The sequence below is a fragment of the uncultured Pluralibacter sp. genome, from assembly GCF_913775985.1.
Lineage (GTDB): Bacteria > Pseudomonadota > Gammaproteobacteria > Enterobacterales > Enterobacteriaceae > Pluralibacter.
Genome location: NZ_CAJYMB010000072.1, coordinates 1 through 17,652 on the forward strand (window position 1 = coordinate 1; position 17,652 = coordinate 17,652).

Sequence of the window (17,652 nt, forward strand, 5' to 3'; positions counted from 1 at the left end):
TTTTTTACGGTTAAATGACGTAATTTGGGGGGGTTAAAATGGGCGGCGGGGCAGCGCTGCGCTGCCCGCGAAACTATTACGGCTGTGCGTCGAGGGTCGCCAGCTCTTTATCAATAATATAAAGGCCTTCACCGCTCTTGCCTGCAAGACTGAGCTTATCAATAACCGATTTAAACAGCTTCTCTTCTTCATGCTGCTCGGCAACGTACCACTGGAGGAAATTAAAGGTGGCGTAGTCCTGGCTGGTCATTGCCGCGTGGGCCAGCTCATTAATTTTCTGCGAAATAAACTGTTCATGCTCGTAGGTGGCGCGGAACAGATCGTCAAGGGAGACATATTCAGCAAAAGGCGATTCGGTGGCGTTAATGCGCGGCAGGCTGCCGGTATCCGCCATGTAATCGAACAGGCGCTGCATATGTTCCATCTCTTCCTGCGCGTGGCGGCGCAGAAACGCGGCGGCGCCTTCAAAGCTGTGGTAGCTGCACCAGGCGCTCATCTGCTGATAAAGCAGCGAGGAGTAAAGCTCAAGGTTCATTTGCTCATTTAATTTTTCGATCATTTCAGCTTTCAGCATGTGGGTTCCCTGTAAATTAAGCGGTGATTAAAACGTGCTCACTATAAGTTGTAATTAATTTATATGCAAAAGGTAAATAATTAAATATGCGGATGTTAAATGCTAATGGGAATAATACGCAATGCTGCTGTTAAATATAATGAGAATAATTCGTTTTTAAAAAATAAATATTCTCGCTGGAGATAAGGTTATTACCACGTCGGATTATTGACGAGCGTGCCGGCAATACCGCGGCACTGGTACTGGAGGGTGATTTTTTCATTCAGGCACAGGGAGCCGGCGAAAGTGGTACAGGTGGTTTCCGGCTGGCCGTAATCGACGGCGGTGGCGTAGCCCATCTGTTGGCACGCTTTGAGGGCGTTCACTTGCGCGGCGCGCCCGTCGGTCTTGGCGGACTGCAGCATCGCCTGGCCGTAGGTCAGGCGCACAATGCCGCTGTTAGCGTCAACCTGCTCAACGCTGGCCTTGCGCTCGACGCTGCAGGCGCAAAGGAGCAGCGCAGCGGTGATAACCACAGTTTTCATCATCAGGCTCCGGATCGAATTTTATCCATGACAGCATAGCGCCGCCGGCCGGCGGCAATAGTCCGAACAGCCGTGAGAACAGGGCCTACTTCCGCCAACGGTGGCCCCAGGCATCCCGCAGCAAAAAATTGCGAGCGCCATCGTAATTTATGAAACATCTTTTCATTAAATTTGAATGAATGTTTTTTAAAGGATAGACTGCCAGTAATGACAGTCATTTGCCTACAGCATCCAGGAGACAAACCCATGAAAATTGCACTGATGATGGAAAACAGCCAGGCCGCCAAGAATGCCGCAATCCTCCGCGAGCTGCACACCGTGGTCGATGAAAAAGGATTTCCGGTTTTCAACGTCGGCATGAGCGACGAGCAGGATCATCATCTGACCTATATTCATCTGGGGATCATGGCCAGCATTCTGCTGAATTCCCGCGCGGTGGATTTTGTCGTCACCGGCTGCGGCACCGGCCAGGGCGCGCTGATGTCACTCAACATTCATCCGGGCGTGGTCTGTGGCTACTGTATCGACCCGGCGGACGCCTTCCTGTTTGCCCAGATTAACAACGGCAACGCGCTGTCCCTGCCGTTTGCTAAAGGCTTTGGCTGGGGCGCGGAGCTGAACGTGCGCTTTATCTTTGAAAAAGCCTTTACCGGCCAGAGCGGCGAAGGCTATCCGCCGGAGCGCAAAGAGCCGCAGGTGCGCAACGCTGGCATTCTTAACCAGGTGAAGGCGGCGGTGGTAAAAGATAACTACCTCGATACCCTGCGCGCTATCGATCCGGCGCTGGTGAAAACCGCCGTCAGCGGCCCGCGCTTCCAGCAGTGCTTCTTTGAACACTGCCAGGATAAAGAGATTGAAGCCTTCGTCCGCGAAGTGCTGGCCTGATGTCTGCCGCCCGGCACCGCAGACGTGCCGGGCAGTTCTCCCGCCGCATTAAAGGGGACTGCTGCGGTCCCTTTTTCCCGTCGTTCAGTTCTTCACCTGAGGCTGCCGCCTTTTTACTCTCCTGAATAAAAGCGTATTGACCCACGGCCAACCCCGGATTTTTTAGCGGAATCGGGTTACTATGGCGCACTTTTATTACAGGAGTGAATCATGTCCCAGAATCTGACCGCCAGCGACGAGCTGCTCTCCGACGTTGTCGCCTGCCAGCTGGTTATCAAGCAAATTCTTGACGTTATTGACGTCATTGCCCCGGTAGAAGTGCGTGAAAAAATGGCCAGCCAGCTGCGCGCCATCGACTTTGCCAGCAATCCCGCTTCCGCAGATCCGGTAACCCTGCGCGCGGTGCAGAAAGCGGTGGCGCTGATCGAGCTGAAATTTACCCCGCAAGAATCCGCGCATTAAGTTCTTTACCCGTCATTCTTCAGGCTGTCTGAAATATGGCGGGTAACAATGCGACCGGCGGGCCGGTCTGTATCTCGCAGTGAATATACCCTCCCGCCGGACCCGCTATTACCAATCGCATATTTTCGTCATTAATAATGTCCTCTCAATAGACCTTTTAAGACGGCGCTAGCGCTTGCTGTAAATAACGCGCAGAAATGCCAAACACTATTTGTCACTTGTCCGGCAGCGAGCCTTTTTTTGCGCGAGGTCAACAGCGATAGGGACGCGGCGGCTGGCGTATATCATCTCCGACGGTAAAGCGGTGGGGATTGAAGACGAGCGCTTTTTCACTCTCGGCTATGCCACCTGGCTTGGTCTGCCGGCCCCCATCTGGCTGACGGTAGGCTGTCTGATTATCTTTGGCTTTCTGCTCAATAAAACCACCTTTGGCCGAAACACGCTGGCCATCGGCGGTAATGAAGAGGCCGCGCGGCTGGCGGGTGTGCCGGTGGTGCGAACCAAAATCATTATCTTCATGCTGTCGGGTCTGGTATCGGCGGCGGCCGGGATTATTCTCGCCTCGCGCATGACCAGCGGCCAGCCAATGACCTCAATTGGTTATGAGCTGATCGTTATCTCGGCGTGCGTGCTGGGTGGCGTATCGCTGAAAGGCGGGATCGGCAAGATCTCGTACGTGGTGGCGGGGATCCTGATTCTGGGTACGGTGGAAAATGCGATGAACCTGCTGAACATCTCGCCGTTTTCCCAGTACGTGGTGCGTGGGCTTATCCTGCTGGCGGCGGTCATTTTTGACCGATACAAGCAAAAGGCTAAACGAACGGTTGGTTAAAAGATCAACTTACAAGCATATGTCTGAATGGGCGCCAGCGGTATATTCCGCTGGCGTTTTCATTTGAAAATGGCGAGCCCGGTCACACTGTCTATACTTACACGGCTAACTGTTAGTTAACATTCATGCTAAAACAGTCACAACGAGGAGGATTTCAGGGTGGCCGATACACTATATGCACCTCCAGCGCTGACCGGACATTATGCCTTTTTTTTCGACCTCGACGGCACGCTGGCGGAGATCCAGTCCCGGCCCGACGAGGTATTCATTCCCGCCGAGGTTCGCCATAGTCTTGCGATGCTGGCCGAGCAGCAGGGCGGGGCGCTGGCATTGATTTCAGGGCGCTCAATGCGCGAGCTGGACGCCCTTGCGGCGCCGCACAGCTTTCCGCTCGCCGGAGTACACGGCGCTGAACGCCGCGACATCAAAGGTCAGAACCACATTATCGCGCTGCCGGGTACTCTGGCTGGAGTGCTAAAGCAGTGGCTTTCCGACGCAGTGCAGTGGCTTTCCGGCGTGCAGCTGGAAAGTAAAGGTATGGCCTTTGCGCTGCACTATCGCCAGGCCCCGGAGCATGAAAAGGCCATTGGCGCGCTGGCACAGGCGGCGGTGAGCTGCTTCCCCGGCCTCGCGCTGCAGCCCGGCAAATGCGTGGTGGAAATCAAGCCCGCGGGCATCAGCAAAGGGGAAGCTATCAACGCGTTTATGCAGGAGTCGCCGTTTACCGGACGTATCCCGGTCTTTATCGGCGATGATTTAACCGATGAGGCGGGCTTTGACGCGGTTAACGCGCTGGGCGGCCTGTCGGTAAAAGTAGGGCAGGGCAACACGCGCGCTAAATACCGGTTAGCCAGCGTCGATGACACGCACCGCTGGCTGCTGCAGATGACAAAACAACAACAAGACAGTGCGCCAGATGACAGGAGAAATGGTAATGAGTCGCTTAGTCGTAGTATCTAATCGCATCGCTCCCCCGGATGAAAAAAAGGCCAGCGCCGGCGGGCTGGCAGTGGGTATTTTAGGGGCGCTGAAAGCAGCCGGCGGGTTATGGTTTGGCTGGAGCGGTGAAGTCGGCGACGAAAGTGCCCCGCTGAAAAAAGTCAGCCGCGGCAATATTACCTGGGCCTCCTTCGATCTTAACGAGCAGGATCTCGAGCTTTATTACAATCAGTTTTCCAACGCCGTGCTCTGGCCCCTGTTTCACTATCGCCTCGATCTGGTTAATTTCCAGCGTGAAGCGTGGGAAGGCTACCTGCGGGTGAATGCCACGCTGGCGGACAAGCTCCTGCCGCTGATTAAGCCCGACGACAACCTGTGGGTGCACGATTATCATCTGCTGCCGTTTGCCAGCGAAATGCGCAAGCGCAACGTTAACAACCGCATCGGCTTTTTTTTGCACATCCCGTTTCCCACCCCGGAAGTATTTAACGCGCTGCCGTCGCAGGCCGAACTGCTGGAGCAGATGTGCGAGTACGATCTGCTGGGATTCCAGACCGAAAATGACCGGGTTGCCTTTCTCGACTGCGTGGCCAGCCAGACTCGCCTCACAAGCCAGGGCGATAAAAACCACACCGCCTGGGGCCACCATTTCCGCACCGAGGTTTACCCGATTGGCATCGACGCGGATGAAATCGCCCGCCTCGCCGACGGCCCGCTGCCGCCCAAGCTGGCGCAGCTGAAAGCAGAGCTTAAAAGTGTTAAAAATATCTTTTCCGTTGAGCGTCTGGATTACTCCAAGGGCCTGCCGGAGCGCTTCCAGGCCTACGAGGCGCTGCTGGAGAAGTATCCGAAGCATCACGGCAAAATTCGCTACACCCAGATTGCCCCCACCTCCCGGGGCGAAGTGCAGGCCTATCAGGAAATTCGTCACCAGCTGGAGAACGCCGCCGGACGCATCAATGGCCAGTACGGCCAGCTGGGCTGGACGCCGCTCTACTACCTCAACCAGCATTTTGACCGCAAGCTGATTATGAAGGTGTTCCGCTATGCAGAAGTGGGGCTGGTGACGCCGCTGCGCGACGGAATGAACCTGGTGGCGAAAGAGTATGTCGCCGCGCAGGATCCTGCCGATCCGGGGGTGCTGGTGCTGTCCCAGTTCGCCGGGGCCGCTAACGAGCTGACCTCCGCGCTGCTGGTTAATCCTTACGATCGCGACGACGTGGCAAAAGCGCTGGATCGGGCGCTGACCATGCCGCTGACCGAGCGTATTTCCCGCCACGCGGAGATGCTGGCGGTTATCAGGCATAACGACATCAACAACTGGCAGGAACGCTTTATTCACGACCTAAAGCAGATAGCGGCGCGCACGGAAGAGAGCCGCCTGCAAAATAACGTCGCCACCTTCCCGAAACTGGCCTGAGGCCGACAGCCCGGCGGTAGCCGGGCTGTACTCCTTCGCTACAAAGATACCAGCAGCACGTCCACGCCGCAGGCAGCCACCGTTTTGGCAGAGGTGGTGGCGCGGGCGAAAAAAGACTGGTTGTGGTTGCCGCAAATCACTAAATCGGCCGCGTGCTTCATGCAGAACGCCTTAATACTCTCTCCCAGTTCGCCGCTGGCAATGGTGGTTCTGGCTATCGGATAGCCAGCGTTATTTACCAGACTGGCTAAAAACTGGCGGGTCTCCTCCTGCATTAATTCGCGAAGGTTTTCCATCATCGGGGCGGCAAACTGATTATAGATTTCCGGATCGGAGGCAAAGGTGATCAGGCTGATTTGCGCCCCGACAGGTCGGGCAATAGAAACAGCCTTCTTGACCAGCGTCAGGCTTTCCGGGGTTGGGGCGACGGCAACTACGATATGCGAATACGTCATCTTACCTCCTTGCATTTGACGAGCGGCACTCTCGTTTTTCTTACTCCGTTTTCGCACCCCGCGCAACAAGCGCGCGCCGTTTTTGCGGCGGACACTATAGGCGGGTAGTAACGGCTCTGACATTAAAACAGCCCGGTGCGCCAAGTGATAAAAAAGTGTTTTTCACGGCGCGCTAAAATCCATTTATTTCCGGCGGGTAATTATTCTCTTTTTGCGAAAATAGCGGCGCGTTGAATATCCCTAATAAAAATAGGGCCAGGATAATTACTCAATTAATAAGGGATCTAATAATGTCAGATTGATAGAAATGCTCGCCAATAAGAAGTAACGCTAATGTGTCATATGTCATATATTGGCTGTTTTATGTGACGAAGATCACATAATTTTTAAAATTTGTCTTAGGTCTCGTTGTATGTGACAGGGGCGACAGGTACAGTTGCTGCGCATTAGGAAAAATCTTAACGAACTGTAAGAAAATTTATAAATTCAGTGGGCTTAATACTGGCCCAGAGATGCGCGCGCACGTCGCCCCTGATGTAAAGAAATCTTCGCCCGCCTTGTCACGCGGGACATCTCGTCACTAAACGGGGTGCGGCATTGCCGCATATAACCACAGTTGCTTATTCTGGATGGAAAAAATGCACACATCCGAGCTACTCAAGCATATCTACGATATTAATCTGTCTTATTTACTCCTCGCCCAGCGTTTAATTAGCCAGGACAAAGCCACGGCGATGTTTCGCCTCGGCGTTAACGAAGAGATGGCCGACGCGCTCGGCGCGCTGACGCTGCCGGAAATGGTGCGGCTGGCGGAAACCAATCAGCTGGTGTGCCAGTTTCGCTTCGATAATCCGCAAACCATCGCGCTGCTGACCCAGGCGTCGCGGGTGGACGATCTTCAGCAGATGCATACGGGGATCCTGCTCTCTACGCGCCTGCTAAAAGAAGCCGGCGAAGCCGATGCCGCCGCGCGGAAGAAAAGGGCCTGATCATGACCGGGAAGAGCATTATCCAGGAAGCGCGGGACATTCAGCTGGCGATGGAGCTGATTACCCTCGGCGCACGCCTGCAGATGCTGGAAAGCGAAACCCAGCTCAGTCGCGGGCGCTTAATTAAGCTCTATAAGGAGCTGCGCGGCAGCCCGCCGCCGAAAGGGATGCTGCCGTTCTCCACCGACTGGTTCATGACCTGGGAACAGAATATCCACTCGTCGATGTTCTGCAACATCTGGCAGTACCTGCTGAAAACCGGGCTCTGCAGCGGCGTGGACGCGGTGATTAAAGCCTACCGTCTCTACCTGGAACAGTGCCAGCCGGGGCCGGACGGGCCGGTGCTGGCGCTGACCCGCGCCTGGACGCTGGTGCGTTTTGTTGAAAGCGGAATGCTGGAGCTGAACGTCTGCGACTGCTGCGGCGGCAATTTTATTACCCACGCCCACCAGCCCGCCGGCAGCTTCGTCTGTAGCCTCTGCCAGCCGCCGTCGCGGGCGGTAAAAAGGCGTAAACTTTCTCTCCCGTCTGCCGATAACCTTCCACAACTGCTGGATGAGCAGATAGCGCGCGTGGTTTAACCCGTCAGACTCCGCGGACTCCGGTCCGCTTTTTTGACCAGGCGCCGCCCGTGCCTGCTTCATCCCTGGCTTCTTTTCAGCGGAAGGATGATGTCGTGCTTATCTTATTAGGTTATCTGGTGGTGCTCGGTACGGTGTTTGGCGGCTACGCGCTCACCGGCGGCCATCTCGGGGCGCTCTACCAGCCCGCTGAACTGATCATTATTGCCGGCGCCGGCGTCGGCGCTTTTATCGTCGGCAACAACGGTAAATCCATTAAAGGCACCCTTAAAGCGCTGCCGCTGCTGTTTCGCCGCTCAACCTACACCAAAACCATGTATATGGATTTGCTGGCGCTGCTGTATCGGCTGATGGCCAAATCGCGCCAGCAGGGCACCTTTTCCCTCGAAGGGGATATTGAAAATCCGCAGCAGAGCGAGATTTTTGCCAGCTATCCCCGCATCCTCGCGGACCGCGTGATGCTGGAATTTATCGTCGACTACCTGCGCCTGATTATCAGCGGCAACATGAACGCCTTCGAAATTGAAGCCCTGATGGACGAAGAGATCGAAACCCACGAAAGCGAGGCCGAAGTTCCCGCCAACAGCCTGGCGCAGGTGGGCGACTCCCTGCCGGCGTTCGGCATCGTTGCGGCGGTGATGGGGGTGGTTCACGCCCTGGGCTCGGCGGACCGGCCGGCGGCGGAGCTGGGCTCGCTGATCGCCCACGCGATGGTCGGCACCTTCCTCGGCATCCTGCTGGCCTACGGCTTTATCTCGCCGCTGGCCACCGTGCTGCGCCAGAAAAGTGCCGAAACCACCAAGATGATGCAGTGCGTCAAAATTACCCTGCTGTCGAACCTCAACGGCTACGCGCCGCCGATCGCGGTGGAGTTTGGCCGTAAAACCCTCTACTCCAGCGAGCGGCCCTCCTTCCTGGAGCTGGAAGAGCACGTCCGCGCGGTACGTAATCCCGCCGCCCAGCCCGCCAGCACCGAGGAAGTATGAAAACCCAGCCGCACCGAATTGTGGTAGTGCGCCGGCGTAAGCCAAAAGTGCACGGCGGCGGCGGCCACGGCTCGTGGAAAATTGCCTACGCCGATTTTATGACCGCGATGATGGCCTTTTTCCTGGTGATGTGGCTGCTCGCCATCTCCAGTCCGAAAGAGCTTATCCAGCTGGCGGAGTACTTTCGCACGCCGCTGGCAACGGCAATAACCGGCGGTACCCGCATTTCCGAAAGCGAAAGCCCGATCCCCGGCGGCGGCGATGACTACACCCGCCGGGACGGCGATATCAAGAAAACCCCCAACATCGACGCGCTGCGCAAGCAGATGGAGCAGAGCCGGCTGAAAAAAATCCGCGGCGAGCTGGACCAGCTGATTGAGGCAGATCCGCGCCTTAAGGCGCTGCGTCCCCATCTGAAAATCGATCTGGTGCAGGAGGGGCTGCGCATTCAGATCGTCGACAGCCGCAACCGGCCGATGTTCAAAACCGGCAGCGCCGAGGTGGAACCCTACATGCGCGATATCCTGCGCGGCATCGCGCCTGTCCTTAACGAGATCCCGAACAAAATTAGCCTCTCCGGCCACACCGACGATTTCCCCTACGCCGGCGGCGACCGGGGCTACAGCAACTGGGAGCTCTCCGCCGAGCGCGCCAACGCCTCCCGGCGGGAGCTGGTGGCGGGCGGGCTTGACGGCGGTAAAGTGCTGCGGGTGATCGGCATGGCCAACACCATGAAGCTGCAGGCCCACGGCGGCGATGACGCCGTTAACCGACGCATCAGCCTGCTGGTGCTCAACCGCCAGGCCGAGCAGGCCATTGTCAACGAGAATGCCGAAAGCCAGAACCAGCCGGTAAGCATCCTCCAGCAGCCGGCGCCTCAGGCGCAGCCGGCATCCGACGTAAGGAAATAGCGTGAGTCTGGATATCAGCGATTTTTATCAAACCTTCTTTGACGAGGCCGACGAGCTGCTGGCCGACATGGAGCAGCACCTGCTGGCGCTGGCCCCCGCGGCACCGGATGCCGAGCGGCTCAACGCCATCTTCCGGGCCGCCCACTCCATCAAGGGCGGGGCGGGTACTTTTGGCTTTCGCGCCCTGCAGGAGACCACCCACCTGATGGAGAACCTGCTCGACGACGCCCGGCGCGGCGAACTGTCGCTCACCCCCGATATGATTAACCTGTTTTTGGAAACGAAAGACATTATGCAGGAACAGCTTGAGGCTTATAAAAATTCCCGCGAGCCCGACGACGCCAGCGTGGAGTATATCTGTACTGCCCTGCGCCAGCTGGCGCTGGAAGCGAAGGGTGAACAGGTCCCGCCCGCCAGCCTGACCGTTGTAGATGCGGTCACCGCGCCGCCCGCCGGCAGTGAAACTCTGCGCATCCGCCTCTGCGGCTTAAAACCCGGTGAAGCAGAGATGCTGCTGGAAGAGCTGAGTAATCTGGCCTGCGTCAGCGGCGTGGAGAAAGGGGCAGACTCCCTGAGCGCTGTGCTGGAAGGTGAGGTGGCCCGGGACGATATCGCCGCGGTGCTGTGCTTCGTTATTGAGCCGGAGCAGATTACTTTTGAGTCCGCTGTCGGCGGCGCAACGCCCGAACCCGAGCAGCCCGTACTCCTGCAGCCTGAAAAAGACGCGGTGGACGATGCGCCCGCCGCCGCGCCGCGTCCGGCCTCCCGCGCGGGGCAGGAGACAGCCCCCCGCGCCGGCGAGTCCGGAAGCATCCGCGTGGCCGTGGAGAAAGTTGACCGGCTGATTAATCTCGTCGGGGAGCTGGTGATCACCCAGTCGATGCTGGCCCAGCGCTCCGCGGCGCTGGATCCGGTTCAGCACGGGGATCTGCTCGGCTGCATGGGCCAGCTGGAGCGCAACGCCCGCGACCTGCAGGAGTCGGTGATGTCAATTCGCATGATGCCGATGGAGTATGTCTTCAGCCGCTTCCCGCGCCTGGTGCGCGACCTGGCTGGCAGGCTTGATAAAGAGGTGGCGCTGACGCTGCAGGGCAGCTCCACCGAGCTGGATAAAAGCCTGATCGAGCGCATTATCGATCCCCTGACGCACCTGGTGCGCAACAGCCTCGATCACGGCATCGAATCACCGCAGGCGCGCATCGCCGCCGGAAAACCCGCCTGCGGAAACCTCACGCTCAGCGCCGAACACCAGGGCGGCAATATCTGCATTGAAGTGGCGGACGACGGCGCGGGGCTTAACCGGGAGCGCATTCTTGCCAGGGCGCGGGAGCGCGGCATGGCGGTGAGTGATGAGATGAGCGACGACGAGGTGACGCAGCTGATTTTTGCCCCCGGTTTTTCCACCGCAGAACAGGTCACCGACGTCTCCGGGCGCGGCGTCGGCATGGACGTGGTGCAGCGCAATATTCAGCAGATGGGCGGTCACGTGCAAATCCACTCTGTCCCCGGCGCGGGCACCGCTATTCGCATTTTGCTACCTCTGACGCTGGCGATCCTCGACGGCATGTCGGTGCAGGTGGGCGACGAAGTGTTTATTCTGCCGCTTAATGCGGTAATGGAGTCGCTCCAGCCCCGCGGCGCGGATCTGCATCCGCTGGCGGGCGGCGAGCGGGTGCTGGAAGTGCGCGGCGAATACCTGCCGCTGGTTGAGCTGTGGAAAGTCTTTCAGGTTGACGGGGCGAAAACCGACGCCGTGCAGGGCATTACGGTGATCGTGCAAAGCGCGGGCCGCCGCTACGCGCTGCTGGTGGACAAGCTTATCGGCCAGCATCAGGTGGTGGTGAAAAATCTGGAGAGCAACTACCGCAAGGTGCCGGGCGTGTCTGCCGCCACTATTCTCGGCGACGGCAGCGTAGCGCTGATCGTCGACGTCTCCGCCCTGCAGGGGCTCAATCGTGAACAACGCGCGGCGGCCTGCGCCGCCTGAAACAAAGAAAGGAAAAAAGATGACCGGTATGACAAATGTTGCCGCGCTGGCGGGCGAGCCCTCCGGCCAGGAATTTCTGGTATTTACCCTCGGTGATGAAGAGTACGGCATTGATATTCTCAAAGTGCAGGAGATCCGCGGCTACGACCAGGTGACCCGCATCGCCAACACCCCGGCCTTTATTAAAGGCGTCACCAACCTACGCGGGGTTATCGTGCCTATCGTCGATCTGCGGGTGAAGTTCAGCCAGCAGGACGTGACCTATAACGATAATACGGTGGTGATTGTGCTCAATCTCAGCCAGCGGGTGGTGGGCATTGTGGTTGACGGCGTTTCCGACGTCCTCTCGCTGAGCGCTGCGCAGATCCGCCCGGCGCCGGAGTTTGCGGTAACGCTCTCCACCGAATATTTAACCGGCCTTGGCGCTCTCGACGAGCGAATGCTGATTCTGGTGAATATAGAGAAACTGCTTAATAGCGAAGAGATGGCGCTGGTGAGCGGTGCGGTAAATAGTGCGGCCTGAGAGATATTTCGGCCCCGGCAGAAATACCTGAGTAAATAAAAGAGGCTGGTCATCTCGGTTGACCAGCCTCCAGGCGTGATAAATTTATCACCACCTGATTTTCGCAACAGGATCTATTTTTGCAGGCTATCCACGCGCGCAAAGGCTTTTACCAGGTCAGGCTGAGTGCCCAAAACAGATGAGTCGCTTTCCCTCCCTTCTGAACCACTAAAACGAGTGCCCGTTTCCTGGAGAATAGTACGCACCTGCCGTGGCGTCAGCGTGATATTTTTCGCTTTTGCATACCCCGACAGGCTGGCTGCTGCGCCGGCGATAATAGGGTTGGCAGAAGAAGTACCACTATACCTTAAGGTGTACTGATCGTTGGGTCCGTAATTATAAGTCGCATCGACACCATTAGCCGTGGTCGTTACGACATCCCAGCAGCCCCATGACGAACTTGTTATACGTTTTCCATAATCTGAGAATCCTGCTCTGGCCGCATTCTGCGCACAGACGGCACCCACAATGATGGCCCCTGAATCGCGTTGCGCGGGATCAAATTTCCCCTCATATACGGGATCGTCAAAGTTGATATTTCCATTCCCGGCGGCTTCAATGACAATAATCCCTCTGTCAGTTAACGTCTTGATAGCATCAAACCATGCCTGTTGTATCTCCATGGGCCCGTAACCTTTGACACACCTGCCATCCTTACAAGTGTTGGTCATACTCTCTACACCGATCTGAATGACATCACCCGGTTTAAGCGCAGTACTTGAGGCCATAACAGCCTGCAGCTCACTGCGGGAATGACCGAAACGGGCTTTGTTTGCGATACCCGTTACGCCAAAACTATTATCTGTTGCCGCCATAATTCCGACTGAAGATGTATCGTGGAAGTCAACTTTTGCCTCTTTTCCAGGCACATAGTAATCCTTAAATGAAGCGGGAAGGTCAGAATGCTGCGTATTCCAGTGTCCAATTTCGGCAGAAATAATCGTAATACCTTCACCCTGTGCTCCAGGTTTATTTTTGACATTAAACCAGTTGATACCACCCAGGTCGTAATCAGGTATGAAAGCTGTAGGATCATCAAGATAGCTCTGAGTATCTGTAATGTCAGGGGTTGTATCGAGAGGGCTGGCGTCCTGATTAACCTGAGCTTTGGTTGTTTTTGACGGCTCTTTATTCTCTTGCTGCTCCTGATGGATTGAGGGAGCAACAGCAGGGTAAATAAGTTCTACCTGAGGAAGATTAGACAGGTTGTCGAGAACCTCATTAATATATTTAACGTCTTTTTGTTTATCTGTCGGGAGCGTGATTTGATAGTAGCGGTTAAGGCCGTGAGCATCGCCTGCGTCATCTCCCGAGCGGGTTTGCGGCAGAGTGCTGAATAATTTTTCTGGTTTCAGCATTACCCCTTTCGGATCGGCAACCGGCGCGCCTATCACTTTTTCCCCTGAACGAACCTGAGGGAATTTTTGCGCGTACTTAATAATAATTGACGAATACTCAATGTCGCTGGAAGCATAATAGTCAACCTTGCCAGCAAAGGCAGGGAGACTGGCTGAAATACATAGACTTAGCAGCATTAACTTTAATTTCACGTTCAGGGATCCTTATTCTCTGGAGGGTTTATTTCAACATTAACAGTAGGGATTGATATTGTTGTTATAACATCTTGTGTCTAGGGTCTTATATACTGCAGGTTGATTTTTGTAAAATAACAGTTGATGCATTGCTATTATTTATTTGAATAAAGAGGCCGTGTTTTGTCGATAGAAAAACAGCCGCTTTTTCTTCCATTATGCAGTTGGCCGCCTTAACGATGCTTAATTTCGCCAGCTTACATAAATGGCTGGGGTGCATTCAGAATGTTAGCAGTGCAGTCAGATGAGCGTTATCCAGCCGCCGTCGCATGGGAAACATAGTTAGCCGCGGTCAGTAAGTAAATAACGAGCATTGGTCCCTTTTGGTTAAAAGCAGCTGAGGCCTCAAAGGGGATACGGCCGTATTATCTCGCCGTTGGCCGAACCCCGCTGGATGATCGTACTGCAACACGGAGCAAAGTGATAAACGTCACGTTTTTAGTTGCATTACGATTATAGCTATTGCATCAGGGTGTGAAGTAATACCTGTATACCGCTTCCGTCGCGGCTGCGCCGACAAATTTTTCCTTTCCGGCTGGTAGAAAACCCAATCTTAACTAAATTTCAATAAGGAGCCGCTCGGCTCCCTTATTCTCTGACGCACGCAATAAAGCGTCAGCCGTTCCTGACTACCCAGGGATTGTGACATGAAAATAATCACGCTCTTCACCGCCAGCGCGCTGCTGCTGGCGTTCGCTACCGGCGCACGCGCGGACTCCAGCACCGGCACCGTTGGCGTCACGCTCACTCTCACCAACGGCTGCCTGATCAATAATAATGAGACCGGCAGCGGTATTAACTTCGGCACGCTGGATTTCGGCACCCAGGCAGCAACTTTCGGCGTGCTGACCCGGCAGACCAACAGTTTCACCGTCAAGTGCAATACCACCAACTACACGGTGAAAGTCACCGGTTCACAAAATACAAGTAAACCCGCAACGACTGCAGGGATTACCGGAACCGCCGCCCGCTATCTGGTCAACACCACCGACACGACCCAGGGCGTTGCCTATAGCCTGTTTGACAGCAGCGCAATGAGCAAGGAGATAGAGAACGGTACGGCGCTGCAGCCGGTTTCCAGCGCTGACAGCACCGATACTTACGCCCTGTGGGGCAGGATCCAGGGCAACAGCACGCTGGTGGCCGCGGGCACCTATACCGACACGGTGCAAATCAGCGTCGACTATTAATGTGGCGGGCTGCCGGACTGCTGTGGCTGGCCGCGTTTTGCGGCCACGCGGCGCTGACCGTCTCGTCCCAGTCCTTCAAGGTGAGCGCCCAAATTAAGGCCGGCTGTGAATTCACCGCTGGCAGCCAGGGCCGTCTCGGCTCGCTCAATTTTGGCAGCGTCAGCGGCGTTACCCGCGGGCAGCTCACCGCCCAGTTCGTCCCCGAACAGCTGCTGGCGCTGGCCTGCACCCCCGGCGTCACCCTGCGTATGCGCGTCGACGGCGGCCTGCACTACGGCAGCGGGCGCAATATGCAGCGCGAGGGCGGCACCGAGCGGGTGCCTTACCGACTGTATACCAGCAGCGGGATGGGGGCGGGCAGCGAAATTGCCGTCGGCAGCGATATCAGCCTGGCCGTTAATAACGGAAATAATATTGCGCTGCCGCTGTACGGCGCGGCACAGCTGACCGGGTTCAGCCCGGCAGGCACATACAGCGATCAACTTACCGTGACGTTGTCATGGTAGCTAAGGAGCCGTTTTATGACTTCTCGTTTTCTGCGCCCGGCGCTGCTCTGCGCCGGCCTGCTGCCCGCCGGCGCGATGGCCGCCGCCTCAATTCTCATCTGGCCTGTCGATCCCACGCTTCCCGCCGGTAAAAACGCCACTGAACTGTGGCTGGAAAACCGCGGCAATACCTCCGCGGTGATGCAGGTGCGGGTGGTGAGCTGGCAGCAGGAGAACGGCTATGAGCGCTACCGACCGCAGCAGGACGTGGTCGCCAGCCCGCCGATGATCTCCCTGAGCGCCGGGGGCAAGCAGCTTATCCGCCTGATTAAGCAGAGCCCGGTGCCGGCCGGCCAGGAGCGGGCCTGGCGGATCGTGATCGATGAAATTCCCCCGGCTGCCGGCGCGGGCGGCGGGCCGTCCGGGCTTAAGCTGCAGATGCGCTACTCGATCCCGCTGTTTGCCTACGGCGAGGGCCTGGCCCCGGCGCAGGGCGGCGACGGTGCGCCGGGGGTCGATCCTGCCGGAATCAGCTGGCGGGTGGCGCAGGTTGACGGCAGCCCAGCGCTGCAGGTGCAAAACCGGGGCCGGGTGCATCTGCGTCTCAGCCAGGTTTCGCTAAGCAGCGGCGGCGCGCCGCGTGAAATGGCGCAGGGGCTGCTCGGTTACGTGCTCCCCGGCCAGACCCGAAGCTGGCCGCTGCCCGCCGGCATGAGCCATCCCACCCGCCTTTCTGCCACCATCAATGCGAAGCCCGCGGTATGGCAGTCCCCGGCGCAAAACTAGCGCCGCTCGCGATGTGCATAGTGCTGATGTCCACGGGCGGGGCGCGAGCGGAGCGGGGCGACGATCTGCTGCCGCCGCCGCCCTCTGCCGCTGCGGTCGATCGGCCGCTGGTCTATCAGCTGACGCTGGTGATTAACCACTACGACACCGGACAGACCGTACCGGCCACCCGGCGCGGCGGCGGCTGGTTTGTTGCCCGCGACGATCTGACCCGCGCCGGACTGCCTGATGATAAGCTGCCCGCCGGCGAGGTGGACCTCTCCGCGCTGCCGGAGGTGAGCGTCAGCTACGACGACAGCGCTCAGCGCCTGCTGCTGGCGGTGCCCGACGGGTGGTTCGCCGCCCGGGATACGCCGTTTCAGGAGGCCGCGCCGCGGGTGCGCCCGGAGGAGGGCAGCGGCGCGCTGCTCAATTACGATCTCTATACCGCCCGCGACAAAGGGGAAAACGGCCGCGCCGCGCTGTGGCACGAGGCGCGGCTGTTCAGCGGCCGGGGCGCGTTCTCCAGCAGCGGCACCCTGCGCAAAAGTTTCAGCGGCGGCGGACAGCAGGAGGGGGAGGACTATGTCCGCTACGACACCGGCTGGCGCTACAGCAACGACGACAGCGCCACCTCCTGGGATCTCGGCGATACCCTCAGCGATGCCCTGAGCTGGAGCAGCAGCGTGCGGATGGGCGGGGTACGCTTTGGCCGCGACTTCAGCCTGCGTCCGGACCTGGTGACCTGGCCGCTGCCGACGTTTTCCGGCAGCGCCGCCGTACCCACTGCCGCCGATGTCTTTATCAACGGCAGCCGGGCGGGGAGCACCGAGCTGCAGCCTGGCCCTTTCAGCCTCACCAACTTGCCTTACGTCAACGGCGCGGGAGATGCGGTGCTGGTCACCACCGACGCCCTCGGGCGGCAGGTGAGCACCACGCTGCCGTTCTACGTCGCCAGCGAAATGCTCAAGCCCGGCCTGAGCGACGGGGCGATAACCCTCGGTGCTCTGCGCCGCAGCTACGGTATCGACAGCTTTAATTACGGTCCGCTGGCGGGCAGCGGCAGCTGGCGCCACGGAGTCAGCGACTTTTTTACTCTCGAGAGTCACGCCGAGGGCGCGGGCTCGCTGGCGCTGGCGGGCGGCGGCGGCCTGCTGAAAATTGGCCAGTACGGCATCGTTAACGCCAGCCTCACCGGCAGCCAGATGGACGGCGACGCGGGGCGGCAGCAGGGCTGGGGATACCAGTACAGCAACGGCGTCGTCAGCCTCGGTACGCAGCACATTGTACGCAACAGCGGCTTTGGCAATCTCGCCCTGTACGACCAGCGACGCAGCGCCGATAGCCGCTTCACCCAGGCGGCGAGCCTCAGCCAGCGCAGCGACCAGTATTCGCTGTCGTTTAATCTGGGCGGCTTCGGCAGCCTCGGCACCGCGTGGATCGGCGTGCGCAGCTTCGACGGCCAGAAAACGTCCCTGCTGAGCCTATCCTGGAGCCGCAGCCTGTGGCGCGG

General features: G+C 57.9%; 18 protein-coding genes and 1 pseudogene. 15 read left to right on the plus strand and 4 right to left on the minus strand.

All coding sequences use genetic code 11. The annotated features are described in order from the left end of the window. Window positions 1–76 precede the first annotated feature (76 nt). A complete protein-coding gene (gene ftnA, locus QZ766_RS07670; RefSeq protein WP_297199692.1) occupies window positions 77–574 on the minus strand; it encodes a non-heme ferritin in 498 nt (165 codons plus the stop codon). A 191-nt stretch (window positions 575–765) separates the two neighbouring features. Further along, entirely contained in the window at window positions 766–1,101 is a 336-nt protein-coding gene (yecR, locus tag QZ766_RS07675) for a YecR family lipoprotein (protein WP_297199695.1), read from the minus strand. 243 nt (window positions 1,102–1,344) lie between these two features. Between yecR and QZ766_RS07680 the strand changes: the two genes are divergently transcribed. From QZ766_RS07680 to otsA, 5 genes and pseudogenes are all read left to right on the plus strand, one after another. After that, entirely contained in the window at window positions 1,345–1,983 is a 639-nt protein-coding gene (locus QZ766_RS07680; RefSeq protein ID WP_297199698.1) for an RpiB/LacA/LacB family sugar-phosphate isomerase, read from the plus strand. A 210-nt stretch (window positions 1,984–2,193) separates the two neighbouring features. Then, the gene (locus tag QZ766_RS07685) at window positions 2,194–2,445 is read left to right on the plus strand and encodes a DUF2766 family protein (protein ID WP_297199701.1); all 252 of its coding nucleotides are present in this window, start codon (window positions 2,194–2,196) and stop codon (window positions 2,443–2,445) included. 274 nt (window positions 2,446–2,719) lie between these two features. Then, a pseudogene (gene araH, locus QZ766_RS07690) lies at window positions 2,720–3,277 on the plus strand (L-arabinose ABC transporter permease AraH); the annotation flags it as partial. 159 nt (window positions 3,278–3,436) lie between these two features. Further along, window positions 3,437–4,237, plus strand: coding sequence for a trehalose-phosphatase (gene otsB / locus QZ766_RS07695; protein WP_297199704.1), 801 nt, complete (start codon window positions 3,437–3,439; stop codon window positions 4,235–4,237). After that, a complete protein-coding gene (gene otsA / locus QZ766_RS07700) occupies window positions 4,212–5,636 on the plus strand; it encodes an alpha,alpha-trehalose-phosphate synthase (RefSeq protein WP_297199707.1) in 1,425 nt (474 codons plus the stop codon). The genes otsB and otsA overlap by 26 nt, the downstream gene beginning before the upstream one ends. 38 nt (window positions 5,637–5,674) lie before the next feature. Here the strand turns inward: otsA and uspC are convergent, their stop codons facing one another. Beyond that, on the minus strand, window positions 5,675–6,091 hold the full coding sequence (gene uspC / locus QZ766_RS07705) for a universal stress protein UspC (RefSeq protein ID WP_297199710.1): 417 nt from the start codon (window positions 6,089–6,091) through the stop codon (window positions 5,675–5,677). Window positions 6,092–6,729: 638 nt separating this feature from the next. Between uspC and flhD the strand changes: the two genes are divergently transcribed. The 6 genes from flhD (at window position 6,730) to cheW (ending at window position 12,068) form a co-directional block, all read left to right on the plus strand. Beyond that, complete coding sequence (gene flhD / locus QZ766_RS07710) at window positions 6,730–7,080, plus strand: flagellar transcriptional regulator FlhD (protein WP_297199713.1); 351 nt, start codon at window positions 6,730–6,732, stop codon at window positions 7,078–7,080. Further along, a complete protein-coding gene (gene flhC / locus QZ766_RS07715; RefSeq protein ID WP_297199742.1) occupies window positions 7,077–7,661 on the plus strand; it encodes a flagellar transcriptional regulator FlhC in 585 nt (194 codons plus the stop codon). Before flhD ends, flhC begins: the two co-directional genes overlap by 4 nt. A 95-nt stretch (window positions 7,662–7,756) precedes the next feature. Further along, window positions 7,757–8,647 (plus strand): flagellar motor stator protein MotA, encoded by an 891-nt coding sequence (motA, locus tag QZ766_RS07720; protein WP_297199715.1) that lies wholly within the window; start codon window positions 7,757–7,759, stop codon window positions 8,645–8,647. After that, the gene (gene motB / locus QZ766_RS07725; protein ID WP_297199718.1) at window positions 8,644–9,558 is read left to right on the plus strand and encodes a flagellar motor protein MotB; all 915 of its coding nucleotides are present in this window, start codon (window positions 8,644–8,646) and stop codon (window positions 9,556–9,558) included. Before motA ends, motB begins: the two co-directional genes overlap by 4 nt. Before the next feature lies 1 nt (window position 9,559). Then, entirely contained in the window at window positions 9,560–11,545 is a 1,986-nt protein-coding gene (gene cheA / locus QZ766_RS07730; RefSeq protein ID WP_297199721.1) for a chemotaxis protein CheA, read from the plus strand. A 19-nt stretch (window positions 11,546–11,564) separates the two neighbouring features. Next, a complete protein-coding gene (gene cheW, locus QZ766_RS07735; protein WP_297199724.1) occupies window positions 11,565–12,068 on the plus strand; it encodes a chemotaxis protein CheW in 504 nt (167 codons plus the stop codon). A gap of 113 nt (window positions 12,069–12,181) precedes the next feature. Here cheW and QZ766_RS07740 read toward each other — a convergent pair whose 3' ends face one another. Continuing rightward, a complete protein-coding gene (locus QZ766_RS07740) occupies window positions 12,182–13,657 on the minus strand; it encodes a S8 family serine peptidase (RefSeq protein WP_297199727.1) in 1,476 nt (491 codons plus the stop codon). A 689-nt stretch (window positions 13,658–14,346) separates the two neighbouring features. On the opposite strand from QZ766_RS07740, the gene QZ766_RS07745 reads away from it, so the two are divergent. The 4 genes from QZ766_RS07745 to QZ766_RS07760 all read left to right on the plus strand — a co-directional run. Next, window positions 14,347–14,889, plus strand: coding sequence for a spore coat protein U domain-containing protein (locus QZ766_RS07745; RefSeq protein WP_297199730.1), 543 nt, complete (start codon window positions 14,347–14,349; stop codon window positions 14,887–14,889). Further along, a complete protein-coding gene (locus tag QZ766_RS07750) occupies window positions 14,889–15,395 on the plus strand; it encodes a spore coat U domain-containing protein (protein ID WP_297199733.1) in 507 nt (168 codons plus the stop codon). Before QZ766_RS07745 ends, QZ766_RS07750 begins: the two co-directional genes overlap by 1 nt. 15 nt (window positions 15,396–15,410) lie before the next feature. Beyond that, entirely contained in the window at window positions 15,411–16,160 is a 750-nt protein-coding gene (locus QZ766_RS07755) for a molecular chaperone (RefSeq protein ID WP_297199736.1), read from the plus strand. After that, on the plus strand, window positions 16,136–17,652 hold a 1,517-nt coding region (locus QZ766_RS07760; protein ID WP_297199739.1), incomplete at its 3' end, for a fimbria/pilus outer membrane usher protein. The genes QZ766_RS07755 and QZ766_RS07760, both read left to right, overlap by 25 nt.